At 44.9% G+C, this 19,251-nt stretch carries 17 protein-coding genes and 1 tRNA gene; 8 read left to right on the top strand and 10 right to left on the bottom strand.

Translation table 11 applies throughout. The annotated features are described in order from the left end of the window. Nucleotides 1–174: 174 nt before the first annotated feature. From DW182_RS02745 to DW182_RS02760, 4 genes are read right to left on the bottom strand one after another with little or no spacing between them, the layout of a single operon-like run. Nucleotides 175–1,605 (bottom strand): RNase adapter RapZ, encoded by a 1,431-nt coding sequence (locus tag DW182_RS02745; protein ID WP_118294588.1) that lies wholly within the window; start codon nucleotides 1,603–1,605, stop codon nucleotides 175–177. Nucleotides 1,606–1,657: 52 nt separating this feature from the next. Further along, nucleotides 1,658–4,099 (bottom strand): ABC transporter permease, encoded by a 2,442-nt coding sequence (locus DW182_RS02750; protein WP_118294800.1) that lies wholly within the window; start codon nucleotides 4,097–4,099, stop codon nucleotides 1,658–1,660. A 19-nt stretch (nucleotides 4,100–4,118) separates the two neighbouring features. Further along, nucleotides 4,119–5,108 carry an HlyD family secretion protein gene (locus DW182_RS02755; RefSeq protein WP_118294801.1) on the bottom strand — a complete coding sequence of 330 codons (990 nt, stop codon included), beginning with the start codon at nucleotides 5,106–5,108 and terminating at the stop codon, nucleotides 4,119–4,121. Nucleotides 5,109–5,119: 11 nt separating this feature from the next. After that, a complete protein-coding gene (locus tag DW182_RS02760; protein WP_118294589.1) occupies nucleotides 5,120–6,517 on the bottom strand; it encodes a TolC family protein in 1,398 nt (465 codons plus the stop codon). Between the two features lie 182 nt (nucleotides 6,518–6,699). Between DW182_RS02760 and DW182_RS02765 the strand changes: the two genes are divergently transcribed. The 5 genes from DW182_RS02765 to DW182_RS02785 all read left to right on the top strand — a co-directional run bounded on the left by DW182_RS02765 (nucleotide 6,700) and on the right by DW182_RS02785 (nucleotide 14,216). Next, nucleotides 6,700–8,262 (top strand): cobyric acid synthase, encoded by a 1,563-nt coding sequence (locus tag DW182_RS02765; RefSeq protein ID WP_118294590.1) that lies wholly within the window; start codon nucleotides 6,700–6,702, stop codon nucleotides 8,260–8,262. After that, nucleotides 8,255–9,289, top strand: a complete 1,035-nt coding sequence (locus tag DW182_RS02770) for a threonine-phosphate decarboxylase (protein WP_118294591.1) — start codon at nucleotides 8,255–8,257, stop codon at nucleotides 9,287–9,289. The genes DW182_RS02765 and DW182_RS02770 overlap by 8 nt, the downstream gene beginning before the upstream one ends. An 8-nt stretch (nucleotides 9,290–9,297) precedes the next feature. Next, the gene (cbiB, locus tag DW182_RS02775; protein ID WP_118294592.1) at nucleotides 9,298–10,275 is read left to right on the top strand and encodes an adenosylcobinamide-phosphate synthase CbiB; all 978 of its coding nucleotides are present in this window, start codon (nucleotides 9,298–9,300) and stop codon (nucleotides 10,273–10,275) included. A 102-nt stretch (nucleotides 10,276–10,377) separates the two neighbouring features. Then, nucleotides 10,378–12,255, top strand: coding sequence for a tetratricopeptide repeat-containing sensor histidine kinase (locus DW182_RS02780; RefSeq protein ID WP_118294593.1), 1,878 nt, complete (start codon nucleotides 10,378–10,380; stop codon nucleotides 12,253–12,255). Then, entirely contained in the window at nucleotides 12,252–14,216 is a 1,965-nt protein-coding gene (locus DW182_RS02785; RefSeq protein WP_118294594.1) for a sensor histidine kinase KdpD, read from the top strand. The genes DW182_RS02780 and DW182_RS02785 overlap by 4 nt, the downstream gene beginning before the upstream one ends. Here DW182_RS02785 and cobC read toward each other — a convergent pair. From cobC to cobU, 4 genes are read right to left on the bottom strand one after another with little or no spacing between them, the layout of a single operon-like run. After that, nucleotides 14,213–14,755 carry an alpha-ribazole phosphatase gene (cobC, locus tag DW182_RS02790; protein ID WP_118294595.1) on the bottom strand — a complete coding sequence of 181 codons (543 nt, stop codon included), beginning with the start codon at nucleotides 14,753–14,755 and terminating at the stop codon, nucleotides 14,213–14,215. The genes DW182_RS02785 and cobC overlap by 4 nt on opposite strands. 7 nt (nucleotides 14,756–14,762) lie before the next feature. Beyond that, nucleotides 14,763–15,551, bottom strand: coding sequence for an adenosylcobinamide-GDP ribazoletransferase (locus DW182_RS02795; RefSeq protein WP_118294596.1), 789 nt, complete (start codon nucleotides 15,549–15,551; stop codon nucleotides 14,763–14,765). Between the two features lie 4 nt (nucleotides 15,552–15,555). After that, complete coding sequence (gene cobT / locus DW182_RS02800; RefSeq protein ID WP_118294597.1) at nucleotides 15,556–16,593, bottom strand: nicotinate-nucleotide--dimethylbenzimidazole phosphoribosyltransferase; 1,038 nt, start codon at nucleotides 16,591–16,593, stop codon at nucleotides 15,556–15,558. Nucleotides 16,594–16,647: 54 nt separating this feature from the next. Then, the gene (gene cobU, locus DW182_RS02805; RefSeq protein WP_118294598.1) at nucleotides 16,648–17,157 is read right to left on the bottom strand and encodes a bifunctional adenosylcobinamide kinase/adenosylcobinamide-phosphate guanylyltransferase; all 510 of its coding nucleotides are present in this window, start codon (nucleotides 17,155–17,157) and stop codon (nucleotides 16,648–16,650) included. Nucleotides 17,158–17,251: 94 nt separating this feature from the next. Here cobU and DW182_RS02810 point away from each other — a divergent pair. The 3 genes from DW182_RS02810 to DW182_RS02820 all read left to right on the top strand — a co-directional run bounded on the left by DW182_RS02810 (nucleotide 17,252) and on the right by DW182_RS02820 (nucleotide 18,629). Beyond that, a tRNA-Gly gene (locus tag DW182_RS02810) sits at nucleotides 17,252–17,324 on the top strand. A gap of 232 nt (nucleotides 17,325–17,556) precedes the next feature. Beyond that, a complete protein-coding gene (locus DW182_RS02815; RefSeq protein ID WP_118294802.1) occupies nucleotides 17,557–18,099 on the top strand; it encodes a UpxY family transcription antiterminator in 543 nt (180 codons plus the stop codon). Between the two features lie 56 nt (nucleotides 18,100–18,155). Further along, nucleotides 18,156–18,629: a UpxZ family transcription anti-terminator antagonist gene (locus tag DW182_RS02820; RefSeq protein WP_118294599.1), complete on the top strand. Its 474-nt coding sequence runs from the start codon at nucleotides 18,156–18,158 to the stop codon at nucleotides 18,627–18,629. Nucleotides 18,630–18,641: 12 nt separating this feature from the next. Here the strand turns inward: DW182_RS02820 and DW182_RS02825 are convergent, their stop codons facing one another. Next, nucleotides 18,642–19,085: an N-acetylmuramoyl-L-alanine amidase gene (locus DW182_RS02825; protein ID WP_118294600.1), complete on the bottom strand. Its 444-nt coding sequence runs from the start codon at nucleotides 19,083–19,085 to the stop codon at nucleotides 18,642–18,644. 3 nt (nucleotides 19,086–19,088) lie between these two features. Then, on the bottom strand, nucleotides 19,089–19,193 hold the full coding sequence (locus DW182_RS22085) for a smalltalk protein (protein WP_158580779.1): 105 nt from the start codon (nucleotides 19,191–19,193) through the stop codon (nucleotides 19,089–19,091). Nucleotides 19,194–19,251 lie beyond the last annotated feature (58 nt).

Genomic DNA, 19,251 nt, shown 5'->3' on the forward strand with positions numbered 1-19,251 from the left:
TTTTTTATTTCTTGAATTATCGGAAGTTTAGACCCATATTCTTATCCTCTACCTACCTGCTCCGTGTCAAGTCCCTACCAAGTCCGTACCAAGTCCAAGCGTATAGATACGGAGCAGGTACGGACTTGACAGGGAATGGAATAGTAGGAATGAGGAAAAATAGACTACTATTCTTTAGTTTTTTGCTTTAAAGGTCTGTTCAATATTCTGTTCCCTGTGCATCAGATTTACCTGTACTCCGAATTTTTGGTTCAGATGTTCTGCCAGGTGTTGTGCCGAATAAACCGAACGGTGTTGTCCGCCTGTGCATCCGAAACAAATGGAGAGGTTCGTGAATCCGCGTTCCATATATCGTTTCACGGAGGCATCTACCAAACCGTATACATGTTCAAGGAACGTAGTTATTTCTCCATCGTCTTCTAGGAAGCGGATAACAGGTTCATCCAGTCCGGTGAAGGGCTTGTAACGGTCGTACTTACCGGGGTTGTTTACGGCACGGCAGTCGAATACAAAGCCGCCACCGTTGCCACTGGAATCTTCAGGGATACCCTTTTTATATGCAAAACTGGTGACCTTTACTACAAGACGGCGTTTTTGGAGGTCGTCAGTAAATTGTTTCAGTTCAGTAAGTTCTTTCAATACATGGCAGAGATACGGATATTCGGGATAGGGTTCTTGCAATAGTTGCCGCAGGTTTTCAATGGCGAAGGGAACGCTTTGGATGAAGTGGGGTTTCTTCTCAAAATAGCCACGGAAACCGTATGCACCCAGCACCTGCATGGTACGGAACAATACGAAATGACGTAATTGGGCATAGAAATATTTCTCGTCCACAGGCTGGTATTTACACAGGGAGTCCAAGTATTCCTTTAAAAGCTCTTTGCGAAGGCTATCAGGATAATTCGCCTTGGCTTGCCACAGGAAGGAAGCCACATCATAATAGACAGGGCCCTTGCGTCCGCCCTGAAAGTCAATGAGCCATGGTTCACCTTCTTTAATCATAACGTTGCGGCTCTGGAAATCACGATACATGAATGTAGCCGAACTACTGCGCATCAACACGTCTGCCATTTTCTGGAAATCATCTTCCAAGCGGTCTTCCTGAAACTCCATTCCGGTAGCTTTCAGAAAACAGTATTTGAAGTAATTCAAGTCCCATAAGATACTGCGGCTGTTGAATTCCGACTGTGGGTAGCAATATGAGAAATCCATTCCGTCTGCGCCGGAGAACTGTACGGCTGGCAACAGGCGCATTGTCTTGCGCAGAAGCTGCTTTTCTTCTTCATCAAAAACACTGGTCTTGCGTCCTTTCTCGATGGCATTGAACAGGAGAGTGTCTCCTAGGTCTTCCTGCAGATAAAATGCATCGTTATCGCTCTTTGCTACGACTTGTGGCACGGGCAGTCCTTTCTTGCGGAAATGGTCTGCCATATAGAGGAAAGCCTGATTTTCTTCAAGGGAAGTCCCGCTGACACCGATAAGGGTAGGAGTGCCCGTAAGGCGGAAGTAACGGCGGTTGGAGCCGGATGAAGGAAGTTCTTCGATAGCTTCCGGTTCGTGTCCGGTATACGTACAATATAATTTCTTTAGTTCTTCGGTAATCATAGTAATTTACTTTTGTTTGGGCAGCTAAGGTAAGAGTTTTAGGGAATATATGCTACTCTTTGCGGGAAAGAAATTGGGTTGACAATGATTTATACTTATTTTTGAATACCCATACACTCAACAGGAAGTACACTACCACTTGTACCCACAGGGTTATCATTTCCGGACGGATATCCGCCATATCTCCTCCCATTGAATTCAGTTTGACGAAAGCAAGCACGGCAGGTGCTGCCGGGACTACGTAGTGTGCTGCCTGCCAATACCATGGCATCAGTTCAAGCGGATAAGAGACGCCGGATAGGAAGATATAGCCTACGGAGAAGAAAGCGATCATCAGTAGAGGTGCTTCTGAGTCCGTGAAGTAACGTGATGCAGCCAGTCCGAAGAAACTCGTTCCTATCAGGAAGGGAATCATCATTGTGATAATGTCTCTGCCGTTTCCAATATTAGGGATACTGAAAAAATGGGGGAGTAAGCCTAACAGGAATAAGGCAAAGATGAAATAAAGCATAACGTAAACGAAGGTTCTTCCGGAAACATTATATAATGCTTGGCGCCAGGCGGAACTATCTGAGTTCTCCCGGGAGGTTGTTCTCCCCCGACTAACGGGGGAGTTAAGAGGGGGTAAGTACCCGTAGGGGGAGGTGGTAGGCAAACGCTTTCGTTCCGCCTCTTCTCCCGTCACCATTCCTATCACCATCAATAAAGTCTGAAAGATAATGATAATCATAACTGCCGGAATAAGATATGAACCATATCCTTCCGTATAATTATACAGGGCCGTGCCTGCTACATTGACAGGTGCGGATGAGGCTACTGCCAGTAATCCCTGTGGTGGCAAGAATACGGCACCCTCTGCACGGTGTGCATCGTTTACGGCAAGCATCACGCGGGAAGAAGCCTCTTGCAGATTCTTGAAATTCAGGAAAGCATCCGTTGCGGCGTAAACACTAAAGACCGATTGTTCCCCACGGCCGACACGGGTGTCGAAATCGGCTGGAAGATATAGGATACCGTCTACTTTGCTCTGTTTCAGCCACTCTTTGGCTTCAAGATAATTGGGTGTCAGTGCGTAGACTGAGGCCTGTGGAGTGGCATTGAGTAACCGGATATATTCTCGGCTGAGAGCCGAATGAGAATTGTCGACAACTGCAACCGGGGTTTTCCGTACAAGGTTGGGAGCATACATCAGGTTATAGAGAAGACCATAAGCAAAGATTCCGCCTATTAATACCAGGAGGATTGCTGCATTGGTGCTGATGGCACGCCACTCCCTGAAAATGATAGTGGCTATTGAGGTGGAATATGCCGTACTGTGGATAGGAACTGAATCTTCTTCTACTGTATCTTTCAAAATCCAGTGCCTCAATCTCGGCAGTATCAATAATGCCAGCAATGGAAAAAGCAAAAGTATAGCTGCTGATTGCCAGTAATACCCGAAACCTGAGTCAAAATAGATCATCGACTGTGAGATTTCAGTGAAGTGCCGGACGGGAAACAGATAGGATGCTGCATGTACCGGAGGATACATACTTGTTACGGGGAAGGTGACACCTGAAAGAGTAGCACCTAATGAACCGATCATGGATACGATACTGATAATGTATGCTATCCGTGGGAAGATGGAAAATATAAACACTGCGAGTGCTTGCGTGGCGATGATAAAGATCAGTGTCATGAGGTTCATCATCAGCAGGCTACCGTGGAAAGGAATGTGTACTACTCCATAAAGGATATAGTTTGCCAATATACCGATTACTGAGAAGATGAATGTATAAGGCAATAGTTTACCAATGACGGCAGTCAGAATATTCCCTCGTGCTGTGGTCAGCCATTCCTGTGCTGTATTGAACTTGATCTCGCTGCCAATGGCATATACTGTCATCAACAGAATAAGTATCTGGAACAGGACATAGAAAAATGGCTGGCTCAGATAAACAGAATAATCCAGGTCGGGATTATAGAGTGGGTGCATACTGGCTTGTACAGGTAGGAGGAATGTGGTTATCTGTTCCTGGTTGAGCCCTAAAGATATAGCTTCCATGGCAATGGGAGAGAGAGCGACAGGTGCCAGCGCGGTTTCGAAAGCTGCCATCAACTCGCTACCTACGGAGAGGAGAGCATAATGGTAGTAGTAAGAAAGCGTGGCATCCATTCCTGTCGTAGCATGCTGTTCAAAGCCGGTAGGAATAGACAGGTAACCATATATTTCTTTGCGTTGCACGGCTTGCCGAGCGGCGGCTTCGTCGGTAAAATGCCGTGTGACACTGAAAGTAGGTACGGCAGATATATTTCGTGCGATTTGCCGGGATGTGGCAGTATTGTCCTGATCGACAATGCCAATAGGAATGTTCTCCATTTGTCCGCTACCGAAAATGGTTGCCATGAAGAATAAGCAGAATAGGGGCAGTACGAGGCATACGCCGAGGTATAACCTGCGGGAGGTCATACGGCGAAGTTCGCGGTGGAGTACATTGTATAACGGACTTTTCATCATTCACACAGATTATCGGTTAATCATTAATAGTAAGCAGCACCGACATTCCTGGACGTAATCCTTCTACCGTTTGTGTGGGGCGGGCATGTATTTCAAAGGTCTGCATATCATAGCTTCCCGTCTGTTTGGTTGATTTCCAAGTGGCGAAGCTACCCAACGGACTGATGTAATAAATACGGAACTCTACGTTCTTTTTACCGATGGCAGGGACATCTGCGTGGAATACACTGTCCATCTTGAATTGTGGCATCAGGTCTTCGCGTACATTGAGTACAACATGAGCGTCATTCATAACGACAAGGTTCATGATAGGTGTGCCTGGTGCAACAAGCTCTCCACGCTTGGGAAATATAGTTGAAATCTGTCCTGCCTCCGGTGCTGTCAGACGTGCATCGACAAGGAGGGCGGACACCTCAGCTACTGTACTGCGTGCAGCATCTACCATGCTGCGTGCCGATGCGCGGTCTTCGCTTTGTGCTCCGTCTACGGCCATTTGGTATTGTTCGTAAGCGGCGCGCTCAGCAGCTTGTGCGGCACGGTACATGGCCTCTACTTCATCTTTCCGTTGGGAGGTGACGACACTGTCTTTATAAAGTGTCAGGATGCGCCCGTAAGTTGTTTGTGCCAGGGTCAGGTCACTCTTGGTTTTGTTCCAGAGTTGCTGGGCGGTGGCGATGATCTGCCGGCGTGTACCGGCATCGATTTTTTTGTTCTGTTCCTGGGCTACTTGCTCAAGGGCATTTACTTGCCGGTATTTGGCTTCTATCGTCGGACTGTTGATGACGACAAGTGTATCGCCTGCCTTTACCCAGTCTCCTTCACGGACAAGAAATGAATCCACTCGTCCCGGTAATTTACCACTGATACGGATTTCCGTTGTTTCTATTTGTCCCTGAAGAACAAGGGGCTGATGACTCATAAGGACCATTCCCAGGATAGAGACAAGTATGGTGATTGCCAATATGATGACAAATGCGGTGCTGATGCTTTTTTTTGATAGTTCCATATTGTTAGTTGTCAATTATTAAAGTTTTTAAATTGCTCCGGTGTGCCACAGAGAGCCAGTAGATTCATGAGTGTTACATCGTATTCGTAATAAGCGGCCAGACGGGCTACTTTGACGGTAGCAAGCATGGTTTCTGCATCCACTACCTCGGTACTGGTCGCCATACCTTCTGCAAAGGATTTCTTGCGGATACGTACAAGTTCTTCACTCAGGGCAATGGTCGAGTTCAGTGCACGTACGTTGTCCTGGGCTTTTTGCAATCCGGTGTATAGTTTATCTATACCTACAGAAAGATCATCCTGTGCTTTCTCTTTACCCAATGCAAGAGTTTGCTCGGCAATTCGTGACTGGCGGATGCGTTTTTCACGTGCCAGCCCGTCGAAGAGGTTCCAGGTAAAGCCTATGCCGACCATTGTACGCGGAACAAGGTTGCTTTGTATGCCGTGGGCATATAGTGTTTGTTTACCGAACAAGGCAATATCCGGCAGATAACCGCTTTGGTCTATCCGTAGCTGCTGCTTGGCAATACTCTGCTGAATGGATAGCTGGTTCAGCATGGGGTTGCCGGCACGCATGGTTTGCACGAATTCTTCTTTGAGCGGAAGCGTGGAGTTGATGAACAGAGGGGAGGTAGGCTCAATCTTGCAACTGTCTTCCAGATTGAGCAGGGTGCACAGGGCACTTTCTACCACTGTAACTTCTTTCTGTGCTGCTTCCAGTGCTCTTTGTGCTTCGTCCATATTGACTTGGGCAAAAAGGCGTCCGGCTTTATCAATCATTCCGGCAGCCTCCAGTTTGAGAGCATTTTCGTAATGCTGCTTCAAACCATTATAGGTATCCTGACGTACTGCTGCGACTTCGCGTGCAAGGCTGAGACCATAATAACTTTCGGCAAGCAGGGTTCGTTGGGTTGCGTCAGTTTGAGCACGGTTTTCACGGGCGAGGTCAATCATCCGGTTTCCAATTTTGCCGGCTCGTACACGTTTACCACCGGAGAAGACGATCCATTCGGCTGTCAGACCCACGGTGGTGAGGTTGCGGGGGGCGAGGGGGAAGACGAGGGTATGGGCGCCTATTTGGTCTAGTATCCCACTGATGAACTGGTCGTCGGGGATGATGTCATGTACAAAATCCTTTGCGGGATCGGTGAACTGGGATAGAGGTTGTTTTACTTCTATCTTTTCGGACATATGGACGTAGGTACCGGCTCCCTGCAGGCTGGGATACCACAGAGCATTGAGCTTGTCCCGTTCTGTGCGGGCGGCTTCAATGCCTTTATCGGCGATCTTGAGGCTCTGATTGCCTTTCTGCAACATTTGTAAAGCGTCGTCGTAGCTGAGGGAGAGGTTCGTTTGTGCCGATACAGATAGGTTCACTCCCAACAGAACGATAAATAAAATTTGTTTCATACGTCAAGTTGTTGGTTTAGGTTAGTTTATCTCAAACACTCTTCTTTTTCTATTGTTCACTTTCACCGTTGTTTTACTGAAATTTTCTTTCATTCCGGTTATGAATGAAATGATATACTGAGTATCTTCATTCTCTTAACTTGGAATTTTGCACTATCTTTGTTCCCGCTAAAATAATTCTTATGGAGAAACTTCACCCTATTATGTTTGCCGGAACCGGTAGTGATGTAGGAAAAAGCATTATAGCCGCTGCTTTTTGCCGCATCTTCCGTCAGGATGGTTATCACCCGGCACCGTTTAAAGCACAAAATATGGCACTTAATTCCTATGCTACTCCCGAGGGATTAGAAATAGGCCGTGCACAGGCTGTCCAAGCCGAGGCAGCAGGTGTACCCTGCCATACAGATATGAATCCGTTATTATTGAAACCCTCCTCCGACTGTACAGCGCAAGTAGTGCTTAACGGGCGTCCCATAGGCAACCGCGATGCTTACGAGTATTTTCGCGTTGAAGGGCGCGAGGAATTACGTCGTGAAGTATGCTCTGCCTATGACCGTCTTGCCACTCGTTATAATCCCGTTGTATTGGAAGGTGCCGGAAGCATTTCAGAAATAAATCTCCGGGATACGGATTTGGTGAATCTGCCTATGGCTTTGCATGCTGGGGCAGATGTAATCCTTGTCGGAGATATTGACCGAGGCGGGGTCTTTGCCAGTGTTTATGGCTCTTTGATGCTGCTTCGCCCCCATGAAAGGGAACGTATTAAAGGTATCCTTATCAATAAATTCCGTGGAGATATTCGTCTTTTCGAACCGGGAATCAAGATGCTTGAAGATCTTTGTGGCATACCCGTGGTAGGAGTGGTACCTTACTATCGTGATATTTATATTGAAGAAGAAGACTCTCTGGCTCTTGCCACGAAATCTGTACAGGCGGAACAAGGTAAAGTCAATATCGCTGTCATTCTCCTGCGGCATCTCAGTAACTTCACTGATTTTAATGTTCTCGAACGCGATCCGCGTGTTCATCTTTTTTATACCAATAATACCGATGAAATAGCTAAAGCTGATATCATTCTGCTGCCCGGCAGTAAAAGTACACTTGCCGACTTGCACGAATTGCGCCGTAACGGTGTAGCACAAGCCATCATCCGGGCACACCATGAAGGTGCCACTGTCATGGGTATCTGTGGTGGCTATCAACTGATGGGCCAGGAAGTTTGCGACCCCGATCATGTAGAAGGAGAAATAGAACGTTTACCCGGCCTCGGCCTTCTGCCCGTCAGCACCCATATGACGGGAGAAAAAGTTACCCGACAAGTCCGGTTTCAATTAAATGAAGAACGAAGAATGAATAATGAAGAATTGGGCTGCACTATCATGCCGAATGGCAATTCTTCATTCTTCATTCCTCATTCTTCATTTCTCAAAGGTTATGAAATTCACATGGGCACTACCATTCCTACCCATGATGCTCCGGTTTCCCCGCTGAATCTTTTGGAAGACGGTCGTACGGATGGTTATTATGTCAACCGTACTTGTATGGGAACCTATATCCATGGTATCCTTGACAACCCTGCGTTTATAGACTTCCTTCTCGAACCTTTTGCAGATAAGCTCGCTGATGCCGGAACAGCTTTTGATTATCAACAATTTAAAGAAGAACAATATGATAAACTCGCCGATCATGTGCGCCGTCACATCAATCTGCCGCTTATCTACCAAATACTGACCACTCATGATTGAAGGACACGGAGACGATTTATATAAATATCAACGCCCGATAGAGGTTAATTTCAGTTCCAATGTATATGGCCGTGTGGATTTGTCCGGCCTTCGGGAACATCTTTGCCGTCGTATCAGTGGAATTTCTTCTTATCCCGAACCGGAGCCTTATACATTGGAAGGCCGTTTGGCAGAGAAACACCATCTTCCTCCCGCTTCCGTTTGTGTAACGAATGGTGCCACGGAAGCCATTTACCTGATAGCGCAAACATTTAGGGGTACTAATACCGCTATTTTTCAGCCTACATTCAGTGAGTATGCAGATGCTTGCCGTATGCATGGGCATCGGGTAACATCTATGTATAAACTTCCTACGGCTGAAGATAATTATCTCTTGCCACCTGACATCCGCATGTTTTGGCTTTGTAATCCTAACAATCCTACAGGTGCAGTAATAGAAAAAGCGTATCTGAAAGAATTAATAGAACATAATCCCCAAGTTTGCTTTGTAATTGACCAGTCTTATGAGTTTTTTACTCTGCAACCTCTGTTTTCACCGGTTGAAGCTGCCCATTATTCAAATGTCTTGTTGCTTCATTCTATGACGAAACGTTACGCAGTTCCCGGTTTGCGTCTGGGCTATATAACTGCTCATGTAGGTTTGCTTAGCCGTTTGCGTACCCACCGTATGCCTTGGTCGGTAAATCAACTGGCTATTGAAGCCGGTCTTTATTTGCTTGAATATGACGTTCCTAATCCATTGAATATATCTGCTTATTTGCAGGAGGCGGCTCGTTTATGCCATGCATTGGAACAAACTGGTGGTCTTGAGGTATGGACTACGGAAACTCATTTTATGTTGGTTCACCTTCGTTTTGGTAAGGCTTCCGCATTGAAGGATTATCTTGCCAATGAACATGGTATTCTCATTCGGGACGCTTCTAACTTTGAAGGTCTGGATGAACGCTTTTTCCGTATTGCTACTCAGACACCGGAGGAGAATGACCGCCTTGTGCAGGCGATAGAACAGTGGTTTGAAACTTATTAATAACAGATATGATGGAAGATATCCTTCTTATACTGGGTACCGTTTTTACCCTTAGCCTGCCTTTGCTTACCGCCTGGCTGCTCGATCGCTGGTTGGGTGATCCTGTTTGGTTGCCCCATCCCGTCGTCGCATTCGGAAAGATGATCTCATTTTCCGAACATCTGTTGAATAAAGGACAGAACCGAAAATTGAAAGGTGCACTTGCTGCTATCGTTCTCGTTCTTGCTATCTATTTTGTTGCTTCCTGCTTGTTTCGTTGGGTAGCATCATTTTCTCCGGGGGGATTTCTGACGTTGCAGATACTTGTCATCTTTTTCTGTTTGGCGGGCACCACACTTGTTCGTGAAGTCCGTATGGTATTCGAAGCTGTAGACCGTTCGTTAGAAGAAGGAAGAAAGCAGGTAGCTCGCATTGTCGGCCGTGATACTTCGGAACTTTCTGCCCAAGAAGTACGTACTGCTGCTCTTGAAACTCTTGCAGAGAATCTGAGTGACGGAGTGATCGCACCTTTATTCTGGTATATGCTGTTGGGTGTCCCCGGTATGCTTGCCTATAAGATGGTGAATACCCTCGATTCTATGATTGGGTATCGTAACGAACGTTACCGGGACTTTGGTTGTTTTGCTGCCCGTCTGGATGATGTTGCCAATTACATACCTGCTCGTCTGACAGCTTTCCTTATGATACTTGCTTTTCCACGTGGCGGATTCTGGAATCTATTAAGATTTGTCGGTATGTATGGTAATCAGCACGCCAGCCCTAATTCCGGGTATCCTGAAGCTGCTCTTGCCGGCATTCTGAATTGCCGTTTCGGAGGTCCGCATCATTATTTTGGTGAGGAAGTATGGAAGCCTTATATTGGAAGTAATGACCGCCTCCTGACTACGGAAGATATGAAAATGGCGGTTAGTGTCAACCGTCGTGCCGAAGGAATAATGATAATAATCCTGATAATAACGATTACTTTGGTCTCTTTTTTCATTTAGGTATTCACAATTTTTTGCTTTTCGGAAAATATTGAATATATTTGCCAACGTATGCGGTGAATGGCAACACAAACACCACACAGCACGAAACAAACAAACTTCATGAGAAACTTACTGAAATATCTGCTTCTTTATATTGTATGCTTTGGAGGCTTTTTGTCTCTATCTGCAGGAGAGAATGCACCTCACGAGGATAAATACAATATACAGGATGAAATAATATACTCCTTTCATGCCAGTATGGGATTCGATTATCTCACCAAAGAAGAGAGCGATATGATCCCTACAGACAGTATACTCGATTATCTGGAAGCAAGCAAACAATACAAAACTTATTTTGAGTTAGAGCGTGTTATTATTAAATCATTTCTCTTTCGGGGAGAAATCCGTTTTGCTATTGCACAAAGTGAACAGATGTATTCTAAGGCAAGTGTATGGTCCGATCATCTGGGGATGGCTCTTGCCTTGAATGCTATGGGGGAAGTTTATTCTTATACAGGACGTATAAAAGAAGCTGGTGACACTTATGCACAAGCTTTGGAACTATTCGATCAGTTGAATGATAATGATGAAGATATACACATCCATATATTGCTGGTGGAATTAGTGGAATACAATTTACGTATCCGGAATTATACCCAGGCTGCTCGCTTCATAACTCGCCTGAACCGTTATCCGGCGGAGAAATTATCTGTACAGGAACAGGCTGTCCGTCATATCTTCAATGCCTATTGCCAACTACTGAACGGCTCAGTAAAGATAGCCCGTCAACATCTGGATGAAGTGGATCCGCTACGTGAAGAACTGGTTCCCGGCATCCTGCAACATCTTTTGATAGCAGATGCCTTATATTGGGAGAAAAAAGGTGAATATGAGAAAGCTCTGGAAGCTTATGATACATTCTTCCATACGGATTATGCTAAAATAAACAGCAGCCTGTATAAAGAAACGATGATGAATAAGGCGAATCTGCTTGTAAAGATGGGGCGGAAAGAAGAAGCCTACACTCAGTATGGTGCAGTTTTTTCGTACATAAAATCATCTTTCGAAAAAAACTATCCTAAAGAAATCGACCAGTTGACTACCCATTTCCAGGCAGACCAGTTGACTTATCAGAATGAGCAAGACCGGTTGTTTTCATATCGCTTTTATCTGGGTGGCATTATTATCTGTACGATTGCTTTGTTTCTTTTCCTTTATTTCAGTTGGAAAAAAATATTCCGTTTGAAGGAGTCGAAGCGTTCACAGGAATGTATGATACAGAAGGCAGAACGGGCTATAAAAAAGAAAAATATGTTTCTCTCCAATATGAGCCATGAAGTGCGTACGCCGCTCAATGCCATCGTGGGATTCTCTGCTGTATTGTCATCAGACGATGATTCATTTGATGAAGATTCCCGCAAAGAATTCTGTGAAATCATCAAAGTCAATTCTTTCCAGTTATTGAAATTGATTAATGACATCCTTGATTTTTCCGATTTTGAAAATGATAATATCACATTTAACGTACGTCCGTATGATGCGGTGAAGTTATGTAAAGAAGTAGTGGAAACAGTATCTGCGTCCCGTAAACTTGAAGTGGAGTTACGCTTTGATACGGAAATCTCTGAATTGGTAATGGATACGGATGATGCCCGGCTTCGTCAGGTTTTGATTAATTTATTGGTGAATGCTACTAAATTTACCAAGGAAGGTTCCATTGTACTAAAGCTGGAAATGTCCGATCGCAATACAGCTTTCTTTTCCGTCACCGATACGGGATGTGGTATCCCGCTTGAAAAACAGGAGCTGATTTTTGAACGTTTTGAAAAGCTGAATGACTTTGCACAGGGAAGCGGCTTGGGACTTTCTATTTGTAAACTGATTGTCACTTACATGAAGGGGCGGTTGTGGGTAGACTCTAACTATACACAAGGTGCACGTTTCTGTTTTACACATCCGTTGAAGTTTCAATCTAAAATGGAGGATACCGCTTTATGAAACATACTATAATCATATTGCTTTATTTTTTGTGTGGACATGCTTACATGTTGCAGGCGGAAGACGCTAATGCGCAGCAGTATCAGGATAGTATTCTGAAAGTGGCACAGGCTATGCCGAGTACGTTTGCCAAACTTGATTATTTACGTGATATGGCTTACAGGCATCAGTATGCTCCTTATAATAAGGCTTTTTCTACGGCTTTGTATCAAGAAGCTTGTACGCAAAAGAATGTGCCTTATGAGAATCTGGGAGCCTATTACCTTGCCGCCTGTTACGATAAATTGCATGAACCGGATACTCTGGCGTACTGGGTGGATAAACTGAAAAGTTATGCTACTGAAGTGGGCACTTATGACTATTACCTGGAACAGAAAGCCGCTATCAGCCGCGCATTAGCTTCGAAAAGGCAGATAGAAAAGGCCATATATGTGGCTAAGGAAACTTTGCAGGAATCTTTGGAACATCATTCAAATAATGGGGAAATTGCTGCCTATAACAGTCTGGCATGTGCTTATAATGTGTCCAGTAGAGGCGATGAAGCTCTGAAGATTCTCCTGAAGGCTTATCAGAATTTTACACCTCAGACTAAGCCTTTTTTGCGTATCGACATTCTTTCACGCATTGCCCAGGTATATGGTAATGCAGGTCAGGATAGTTTAAAGCGTCCTTATCTGGCACAGATGGATGAAACTTTGCGGGACGTTGTTTCCCGCGAACCTGAAACACGTAAGAATTGGAGCAATTTGAGAATTGACTGCGAGGTAAAATATGTACTTCACTTCATGAACCGTGGGAAGATGGCCGAAGCGCAAGAACATATAGATAAAGCAAAAGCACTGTTGGAAGATCATGTGGACCCGGTATTCTGGCTGAATGTCCAGCTTGTGCAATTACAATATTATTCCCGCACGAAAGAGTATGATAAGAGTATTGCTTTGATTGATGAAGTAACACCTATAGTGTTGAATCATTATGTATCCACGTTTGCCACACTCATCAATTACAAAGCATCCACTCAGATTGATAAAGGTGATGTCGACGGAGCTATTGAAACACGCCGTTATCTGATTGCCATGCAAGACTCACTGGACAATGCTTTCTCAGCCAACCAGTTGCAACAGGTGAAGGAGATTTATCATATTGATGAGCTTTTGCTGGAGAAGCAGAAAATAAAAGATACCAATTATAAGCAAGGTTTCTTATTCTTGATGACTCTATTGGCTTTAATGCTTCTGTTTTATCTGTATACCCGCTATCTGTCCCGGAAAATAGCTGCGGCGGAGAAAGTAACAGCGGATGCAGCGATGCAGGCAGAAGCGGATAATGTCACTAAAGATCGCCTGCAATCGGAGATTAGCCATGATATACGTACCCCGTTGAATGTAGTGGTAGGTTTTGCCGAGCTATTGACAGAGTCGAAAGAACTGGCTCCTGAGGCTAAGGTGGAATATGGCAAGATGATACAGGAGAATGCAGAAAATCTGCTGAAGTATGTCAATAGCATTCTGGAACTTTCCCGTTTGGAATCCGGTAAAACAAAATATAAGCATGAAGAATGTGAAGTCATGTCGCTGTGCCGCAAGGAAGTTGAACTTGCCAGACAGGTAGGGAGTGGACGTTTGACCATCCGATTAGATACGAATATCCAGAGTCAGATGATATGTACGGATGAAAACTGGTTCTCTACATTGCTTTCCAGTCTGCTGGTGCCTGCAGAGAACGATAAAAACTCTTATAACATTGTTGTCCGCATCCGTTATGATAAAGAAAAAGGTATCGTAACCTTTAAAATAATCGGCACACCTCTTGCCAAGTCACGCTTTGACAATAAAACGACTTTGATTCGTCATGAAATCAATGCGCATTTTATCCATGCTTTCGGAGGCATTTACAAGGTACAGTCAGATACACATGAAGGACCGCTGGTCATCTTCACATGGCCGAAAACGGATGATTAGATTTTCAGTTGAATGATTCCTCCATAAGGTGTCAGGGCACTGAACGCCTCTTCCGGTTTGATGGTTCCTGCATAGAGTTGTGCACAAATCAGTACGCCACCGTGTGCGAAGATGGCAACTTGTGCGTACTCTTTTTCTTTCAGCCCATCCAGGAAACTGGCAACACGTTGATATTGCATGGCGAATGACTCTCCGTTTGTTGCGGGTACATTCATATAATCGGCATACCACTCTTTCAATCTCGGATCACTTATTTCATCAAACTTCTGCATTTCCCAATCTCCGAAGTTTATTTCCATAATTCGTTTGTCATGTTCTGCATCCGGGTATCCACAATAGGTCGCGAGGCGTACGCAACGAGATAAAGGACTGGTATATACGTGATCGAAATCCCTGCCTTGCGGACGGTAAGTCTTCAAATTCTCAGAAGTAATGGCAGCTTCCTGCTCAAAACTGTCACGCAAGGGGACATCTGATTGTCCGTAGCACACTCCGGGAGGGACGTCGACCGAAGTGTGTCTGATAAATGTAACTTCCATAGGATGACTATTTTAAATAAGCATTGATAAAGTCTGGATTACCGTACCTGATATGTGCATATAGCAAGATAGCGGCACCCAGATAGAATGATAGTTCACAAAGCAGGAATGCAGCTCCGCAGCAGTCTCCCGTATAACCTTGAAGACGATGTCTTATCAATCGGTACAGAAAAATAAATGTGAGAATCGGACAAATTGTAACGGGCCAGAAATCTATCGGCAGGAATAATACGATGGGCAAAAGTCCACAGATGAATCCTGTCAGCAATTCTTGCCAGGTCATACGGTCGTACACAACTTTTGCCTTGCTGTCTTCCTCTTTTCGTGCGTATGGCAGATAGTTGATAATCTGCGATGCACAAAATTTAGACCAGCAATCCCCGCAAATGACAAGGGCACAGATTAACTTCAACGGCAGATTTCCTAAGAGTAGAAACAATAATAGGAAATAACCTATCAATCCTATGACTCCATAGCTTCCTATCTGAGAGTCTTTCATGATGGCAAGTGTGCGCTCTTTGGTGGTTCCTCCACCGAAGCCGTCGAAAAAGTCGGCCAGTCCATCTTCGTGCAGGCAACCAGTGATGAGCAGCCGCGATAGAATAGCGAGCAACCATGCGATAGATACGGGCAGCACCTGGGCAGTCACCCATAGAACACCGACCATGATACCGCCCGTTAACCATCCGGCTAATGGCCAGTAGGGAACGATACGCTTGAAGTACTTTGCCGGGACTTCTTTGATCCTCCAGAAAGGAAGGCGCGTGAAAAATATGAGTGCTGCGAGGATTTTCATATCGTTAAAAATACTTTGTTATGGATGCATGTGCAAAGTTATCCATTTCGTTAATCATCAGGATGGCGGATTCTACAATAGGATAGGCGCAAATAGCACCTGTTCCTTCGCCCAGACGCAATCCAAGATTCAGCAATGGTTTTACTTCCATGTTGTCGAGCAACAATTTATGTCCGGTTTCATCTCCACAATGCCCGAAGATGGCATAATTCATTACTTCGGGATATAGTTTGGCAGCAGCCAGAATACAGTTTGTCATGATGAAACCATCTACCAGTATAATTATGCCTAATTCGGCCGCCTGTAGCATGGCACCTACTGCCATAACCATCTCCAGTCCGCCGAAGTAACGGATGATATCACGCGGTGATCCGTTTCCTTTATAGTGATCGAGCGATTGTTTCAGCACTTCGTATTTATGGCGGATACCCGCATTATCCAGTCCGCTACCTGCTCCTACACATTGTTCTAAAGGTATTCCGGTGAAACAGGTCATCCACATGGACGAAGAAGAGGTATTTCCTATACCCATTTCTCCAAAACTGAGCACATTACTACCTTCTTCATGGCAGCGGCGTACCACTTCTGCACCGCGTTCCAGGCAAAGCTCCATTTCTTCTTCCGTCATGGCTGCCTCATGCAGATAGTTTCGTGTACTTTTTCGTACTTTCATATTGATAATACCCTTGTCGTATGGTAAATCATAATCTACACCGGCATCTACTATTTTCAGGGTAAATCCATGTTGGCGACAAAGGAAGTTCACTCCTGCACCTCCATGTAGGAAGTTGCTGATCTGTTGCCAGGTAATTTCTTTGGGTGAAAGGCTGACCTTTTCTTCTACTATGCCATGATCGGCAGCAAAAATAATATTCTGCGGATGTCGCAGGGTGGGAGCCAGAGTTTGCTGTATCCAGCCTATTTGTAAAGCCAACTCCTCAAGAGTACCCAATGAACCTTTCGGTTTAGTTAAATTATTGATTTTATCAATCAATGCCGGACGGATACTCTCATCCGGTCGTACAATCTTAAATGTTTTCATAAGTTTATCGCTCTATTATTTAACTTTATCACCCTATCACCCTCTATCACCCTTTTATTTCACCCTCACCGGAATTCCCGATACCATCAGCCATACTTCGTCTGCATGTTGGGCAATATATTGGTTCATCCACCCCTGCATGTCTGTAAATTTGCGTTGGATTTCATTTTCCGAAGTGGCTCCCATACCAATTTCATTGGTGACAAAAATAAAAGTGGCATCTTGCTTTGTAAAGCGGTCGAATTCTTCCTTGGCAGTTGCCAGGGCACTGTCCGTATCTGCATTTACGTCAAAAAAGAAGTTTGTACACCATAGGGTTACGCAATCTATCAGTACAGTGCGTCCGGATAATTGGTGACGGCTTAGTTGCTTTTCTTCTTCGATGTTTGTCCATTCCGTCCCTCGTCTTTGCTGATGGTGGATGACGCGTTGGCGGAATTCTTCGTCCCAGATGCGTGCAGTAGCAAGATAAACAGGGTTAGGAGAGAGGCTTAGTGCCAGTTTTTCCGCGTGGCTGCTTTTACCGGAACGTGCTCCTCCGGTGATAAGTATGATTCGTTTCATGGATTTTTCACTTTTGTGGCTGTAAAAGTACATTTTTATTTTTGAATATAAAAAAACTTCTTTTACCTTTGCAGCGTCTTTCAAAGAAAGCAATGCGGCAGTAGCTCAGTTGGTAGAGCATCAGCTTCCCAAGCTGAGGGTCGCGAGTTCGAGCCTCGTTTGCCGCTCTTGTTGGAAATCAAGTAGTTAGTATATGTTAGCTACTTACATAACTATTTCTTAGCTTTTCTTTCCGTGATGGTGGAGAGTCGTGAAATAACGTGGATGCAGTATAAATTGCTGAAAGTAATGGCATTACATAACTTAACCGGGAGGTATTCCGCTACTCCGGTGTCCCCAAAGAATATCTTTTCCAGAGTAAATGACTAATCATTGCCGAGTGACAATTATCTGCTGATAATGAATGGTATATCGATAAAAAAACATTGGTTTGCTTTGCGTGTCACATATAGTCGTGAATTGGCACTAAAAGCTCTTTTGGACAAAGAGGGGATAGAAAGCTTTATTCCGATGCACTATGAATATGCGGAGAAAAACGGCAGGCGTATACGTAAACTTGTTCCCGCTGTTCATAACCTCGTCTTTATACATTCCACCCGTAAGTGCATAGACGCCTTGAAAGATAAACCCGGCATGAACATTCCCATGCGTTATATCATGGATCGTGAACTTAGACGTCCTATTATCATTCCGGACATACAGATGCGCAGCTTCATTCTTGTTGCCGGAAGCTATGACGAATCCGTTCTTTATGTGGAACCTGCCGAGCTTCATCTGGCAAAGGGACAGAAAGTACGTATTACCGGAGGTGTGTTCGAAGGTGTCATCGGTGAATTTGTCCGTATCCGCCACGACCGTCGTGTAGTGGTCAATATAGAAGGTGTTATGGCAATCGCCACCACTTTTATTCATCCTTCCCTTGTTGAGCCTATTGCCGATTAACCGTCAGTGGCGCCATTCATAACTTGTAATTTATAATTCATAATTCATAAACATACATGTCTGATCACGTTTCATCCTTGTTTTCGCTTGCCCATAGCCTTCTGACGCTTGGCTTGGACGGCAATTCCATTTATGTGGATCATTTCACGCGTTTGAATCGCGAGGTATACGAACAGGCTCTTCGTCTGTATGATACTCATGGTGATACAGTGGAATCGGAAGCAGAACTTTGTCTGGGACTTTTGGTTGCTTTTAATGCTACGGTGTATGATAACGGTCATAAACAGCAATATGTTCAGAACATTCTCGACCGTTGTTTTGAGGTGATTCCCGACCTGCCGGCTTCCCTACTGAAAGTACGTCTCCTGACCTACTGTTACGGTGAGGTCTATGAAGACGAACTGTCAGCACAGGCACATGCGATCATTGATACTTGGAATCGTGCCAATTTAACAAGTGAACAACAGGAAGCTATCGATGAGCTTCAAAACATAGAAGACAACCCCTATCCGTGGGAGTATGTCGACTGATGGCATTGAAGATTAAAGCTCCCGGTACTGTTCTCTTGCGTCAAAACACGGGCATGCCTTGTGTATGGAGCTGCTGAGCTGGTAATGTCCCAGTATTTCCGCTTGCGGATAATCTGTTTTCAGTTGTCGCAGCAGGTCGAGTAAAGAGCATTTCTGGGCATACGTCCTTGTGTCGGCCGGCTGTCCGCGTTCGTTCAATCCTCCTTCATAGCAGATGCCGATGCTCCGGTCGTTCCAGCCTGTGGCATGCGCCCCAATCTGGTGAACCGGACGACAAATGTGTACTTCTCCATCACGGGTGATGTAGAAATGATAACCGATGCTTGCGAAACCTCTTGCCAGATGGCAGCGGCGGAGAGCCTCTACGGAGAAATTCCGGTCATAGCGCGTGGCGCTGCAATGAACTACCAGGAGGCGTACCTCCCGATAGTTCTGATAAAAACTGCCTGCTCTCATGGTCTATTTCATGCAGGAATTTAGTCCGAATACACCTGCCAGAGCAGATGCTATGGCAATTACAACTTTGATAATGACACTCCAGGTCGAGTTTGATTTTTTTTCCATATAACTGATTATTTATTAATTGTCGACTGTCAATTGTCAATTTATCCCAGCGGGTCGT

Origin of the sequence: Bacteroides sp. AM16-24, assembly GCF_003471885.1 — a bacterium.
Classification (GTDB): Bacteria; Bacteroidota; Bacteroidia; order Bacteroidales; family Bacteroidaceae; genus Bacteroides.

Bases quoted from the DNA above. Each gene is read 5' to 3' on its own strand.
- DW182_RS02745 (WP_118294588.1), bottom strand. From the start codon at position 1,605: ATGATTACCGAAGAACTAAAGAAATTATATTGTACGTATACCGGACAC.
- DW182_RS02750 (WP_118294800.1), bottom strand. From the start codon at position 4,099: ATGAAAAGTCCGTTATACAATGTACTCCACCGCGAACTTCGCCGTATG.
- DW182_RS02755 (WP_118294801.1), bottom strand. From the start codon at position 5,108: ATGGAACTATCAAAAAAAAGCATCAGCACCGCATTTGTCATCATATTG.
- DW182_RS02760 (WP_118294589.1), bottom strand. From the start codon at position 6,517: ATGAAACAAATTTTATTTATCGTTCTGTTGGGAGTGAACCTATCTGTA.
- DW182_RS02765 (WP_118294590.1), top strand. From the start codon at position 6,700: ATGGAGAAACTTCACCCTATTATGTTTGCCGGAACCGGTAGTGATGTA.
- DW182_RS02770 (WP_118294591.1), top strand. From the start codon at position 8,255: ATGATTGAAGGACACGGAGACGATTTATATAAATATCAACGCCCGATA.
- cbiB (WP_118294592.1), top strand. From the start codon at position 9,298: ATGATGGAAGATATCCTTCTTATACTGGGTACCGTTTTTACCCTTAGC.
- DW182_RS02780 (WP_118294593.1), top strand. From the start codon at position 10,378: ATGAGAAACTTACTGAAATATCTGCTTCTTTATATTGTATGCTTTGGA.
- DW182_RS02785 (WP_118294594.1), top strand. From the start codon at position 12,252: ATGAAACATACTATAATCATATTGCTTTATTTTTTGTGTGGACATGCT.
- cobC (WP_118294595.1), bottom strand. From the start codon at position 14,755: ATGGAAGTTACATTTATCAGACACACTTCGGTCGACGTCCCTCCCGGA.
- DW182_RS02795 (WP_118294596.1), bottom strand. From the start codon at position 15,551: ATGAAAATCCTCGCAGCACTCATATTTTTCACGCGCCTTCCTTTCTGG.
- cobT (WP_118294597.1), bottom strand. From the start codon at position 16,593: ATGAAAACATTTAAGATTGTACGACCGGATGAGAGTATCCGTCCGGCA.
- cobU (WP_118294598.1), bottom strand. From the start codon at position 17,157: ATGAAACGAATCATACTTATCACCGGAGGAGCACGTTCCGGTAAAAGC.
- DW182_RS02815 (WP_118294802.1), top strand. From the start codon at position 17,557: ATGAATGGTATATCGATAAAAAAACATTGGTTTGCTTTGCGTGTCACA.
- DW182_RS02820 (WP_118294599.1), top strand. From the start codon at position 18,156: ATGTCTGATCACGTTTCATCCTTGTTTTCGCTTGCCCATAGCCTTCTG.
- DW182_RS02825 (WP_118294600.1), bottom strand. From the start codon at position 19,085: ATGAGAGCAGGCAGTTTTTATCAGAACTATCGGGAGGTACGCCTCCTG.
- DW182_RS22085 (WP_158580779.1), bottom strand. From the start codon at position 19,193: ATGGAAAAAAAATCAAACTCGACCTGGAGTGTCATTATCAAAGTTGTA.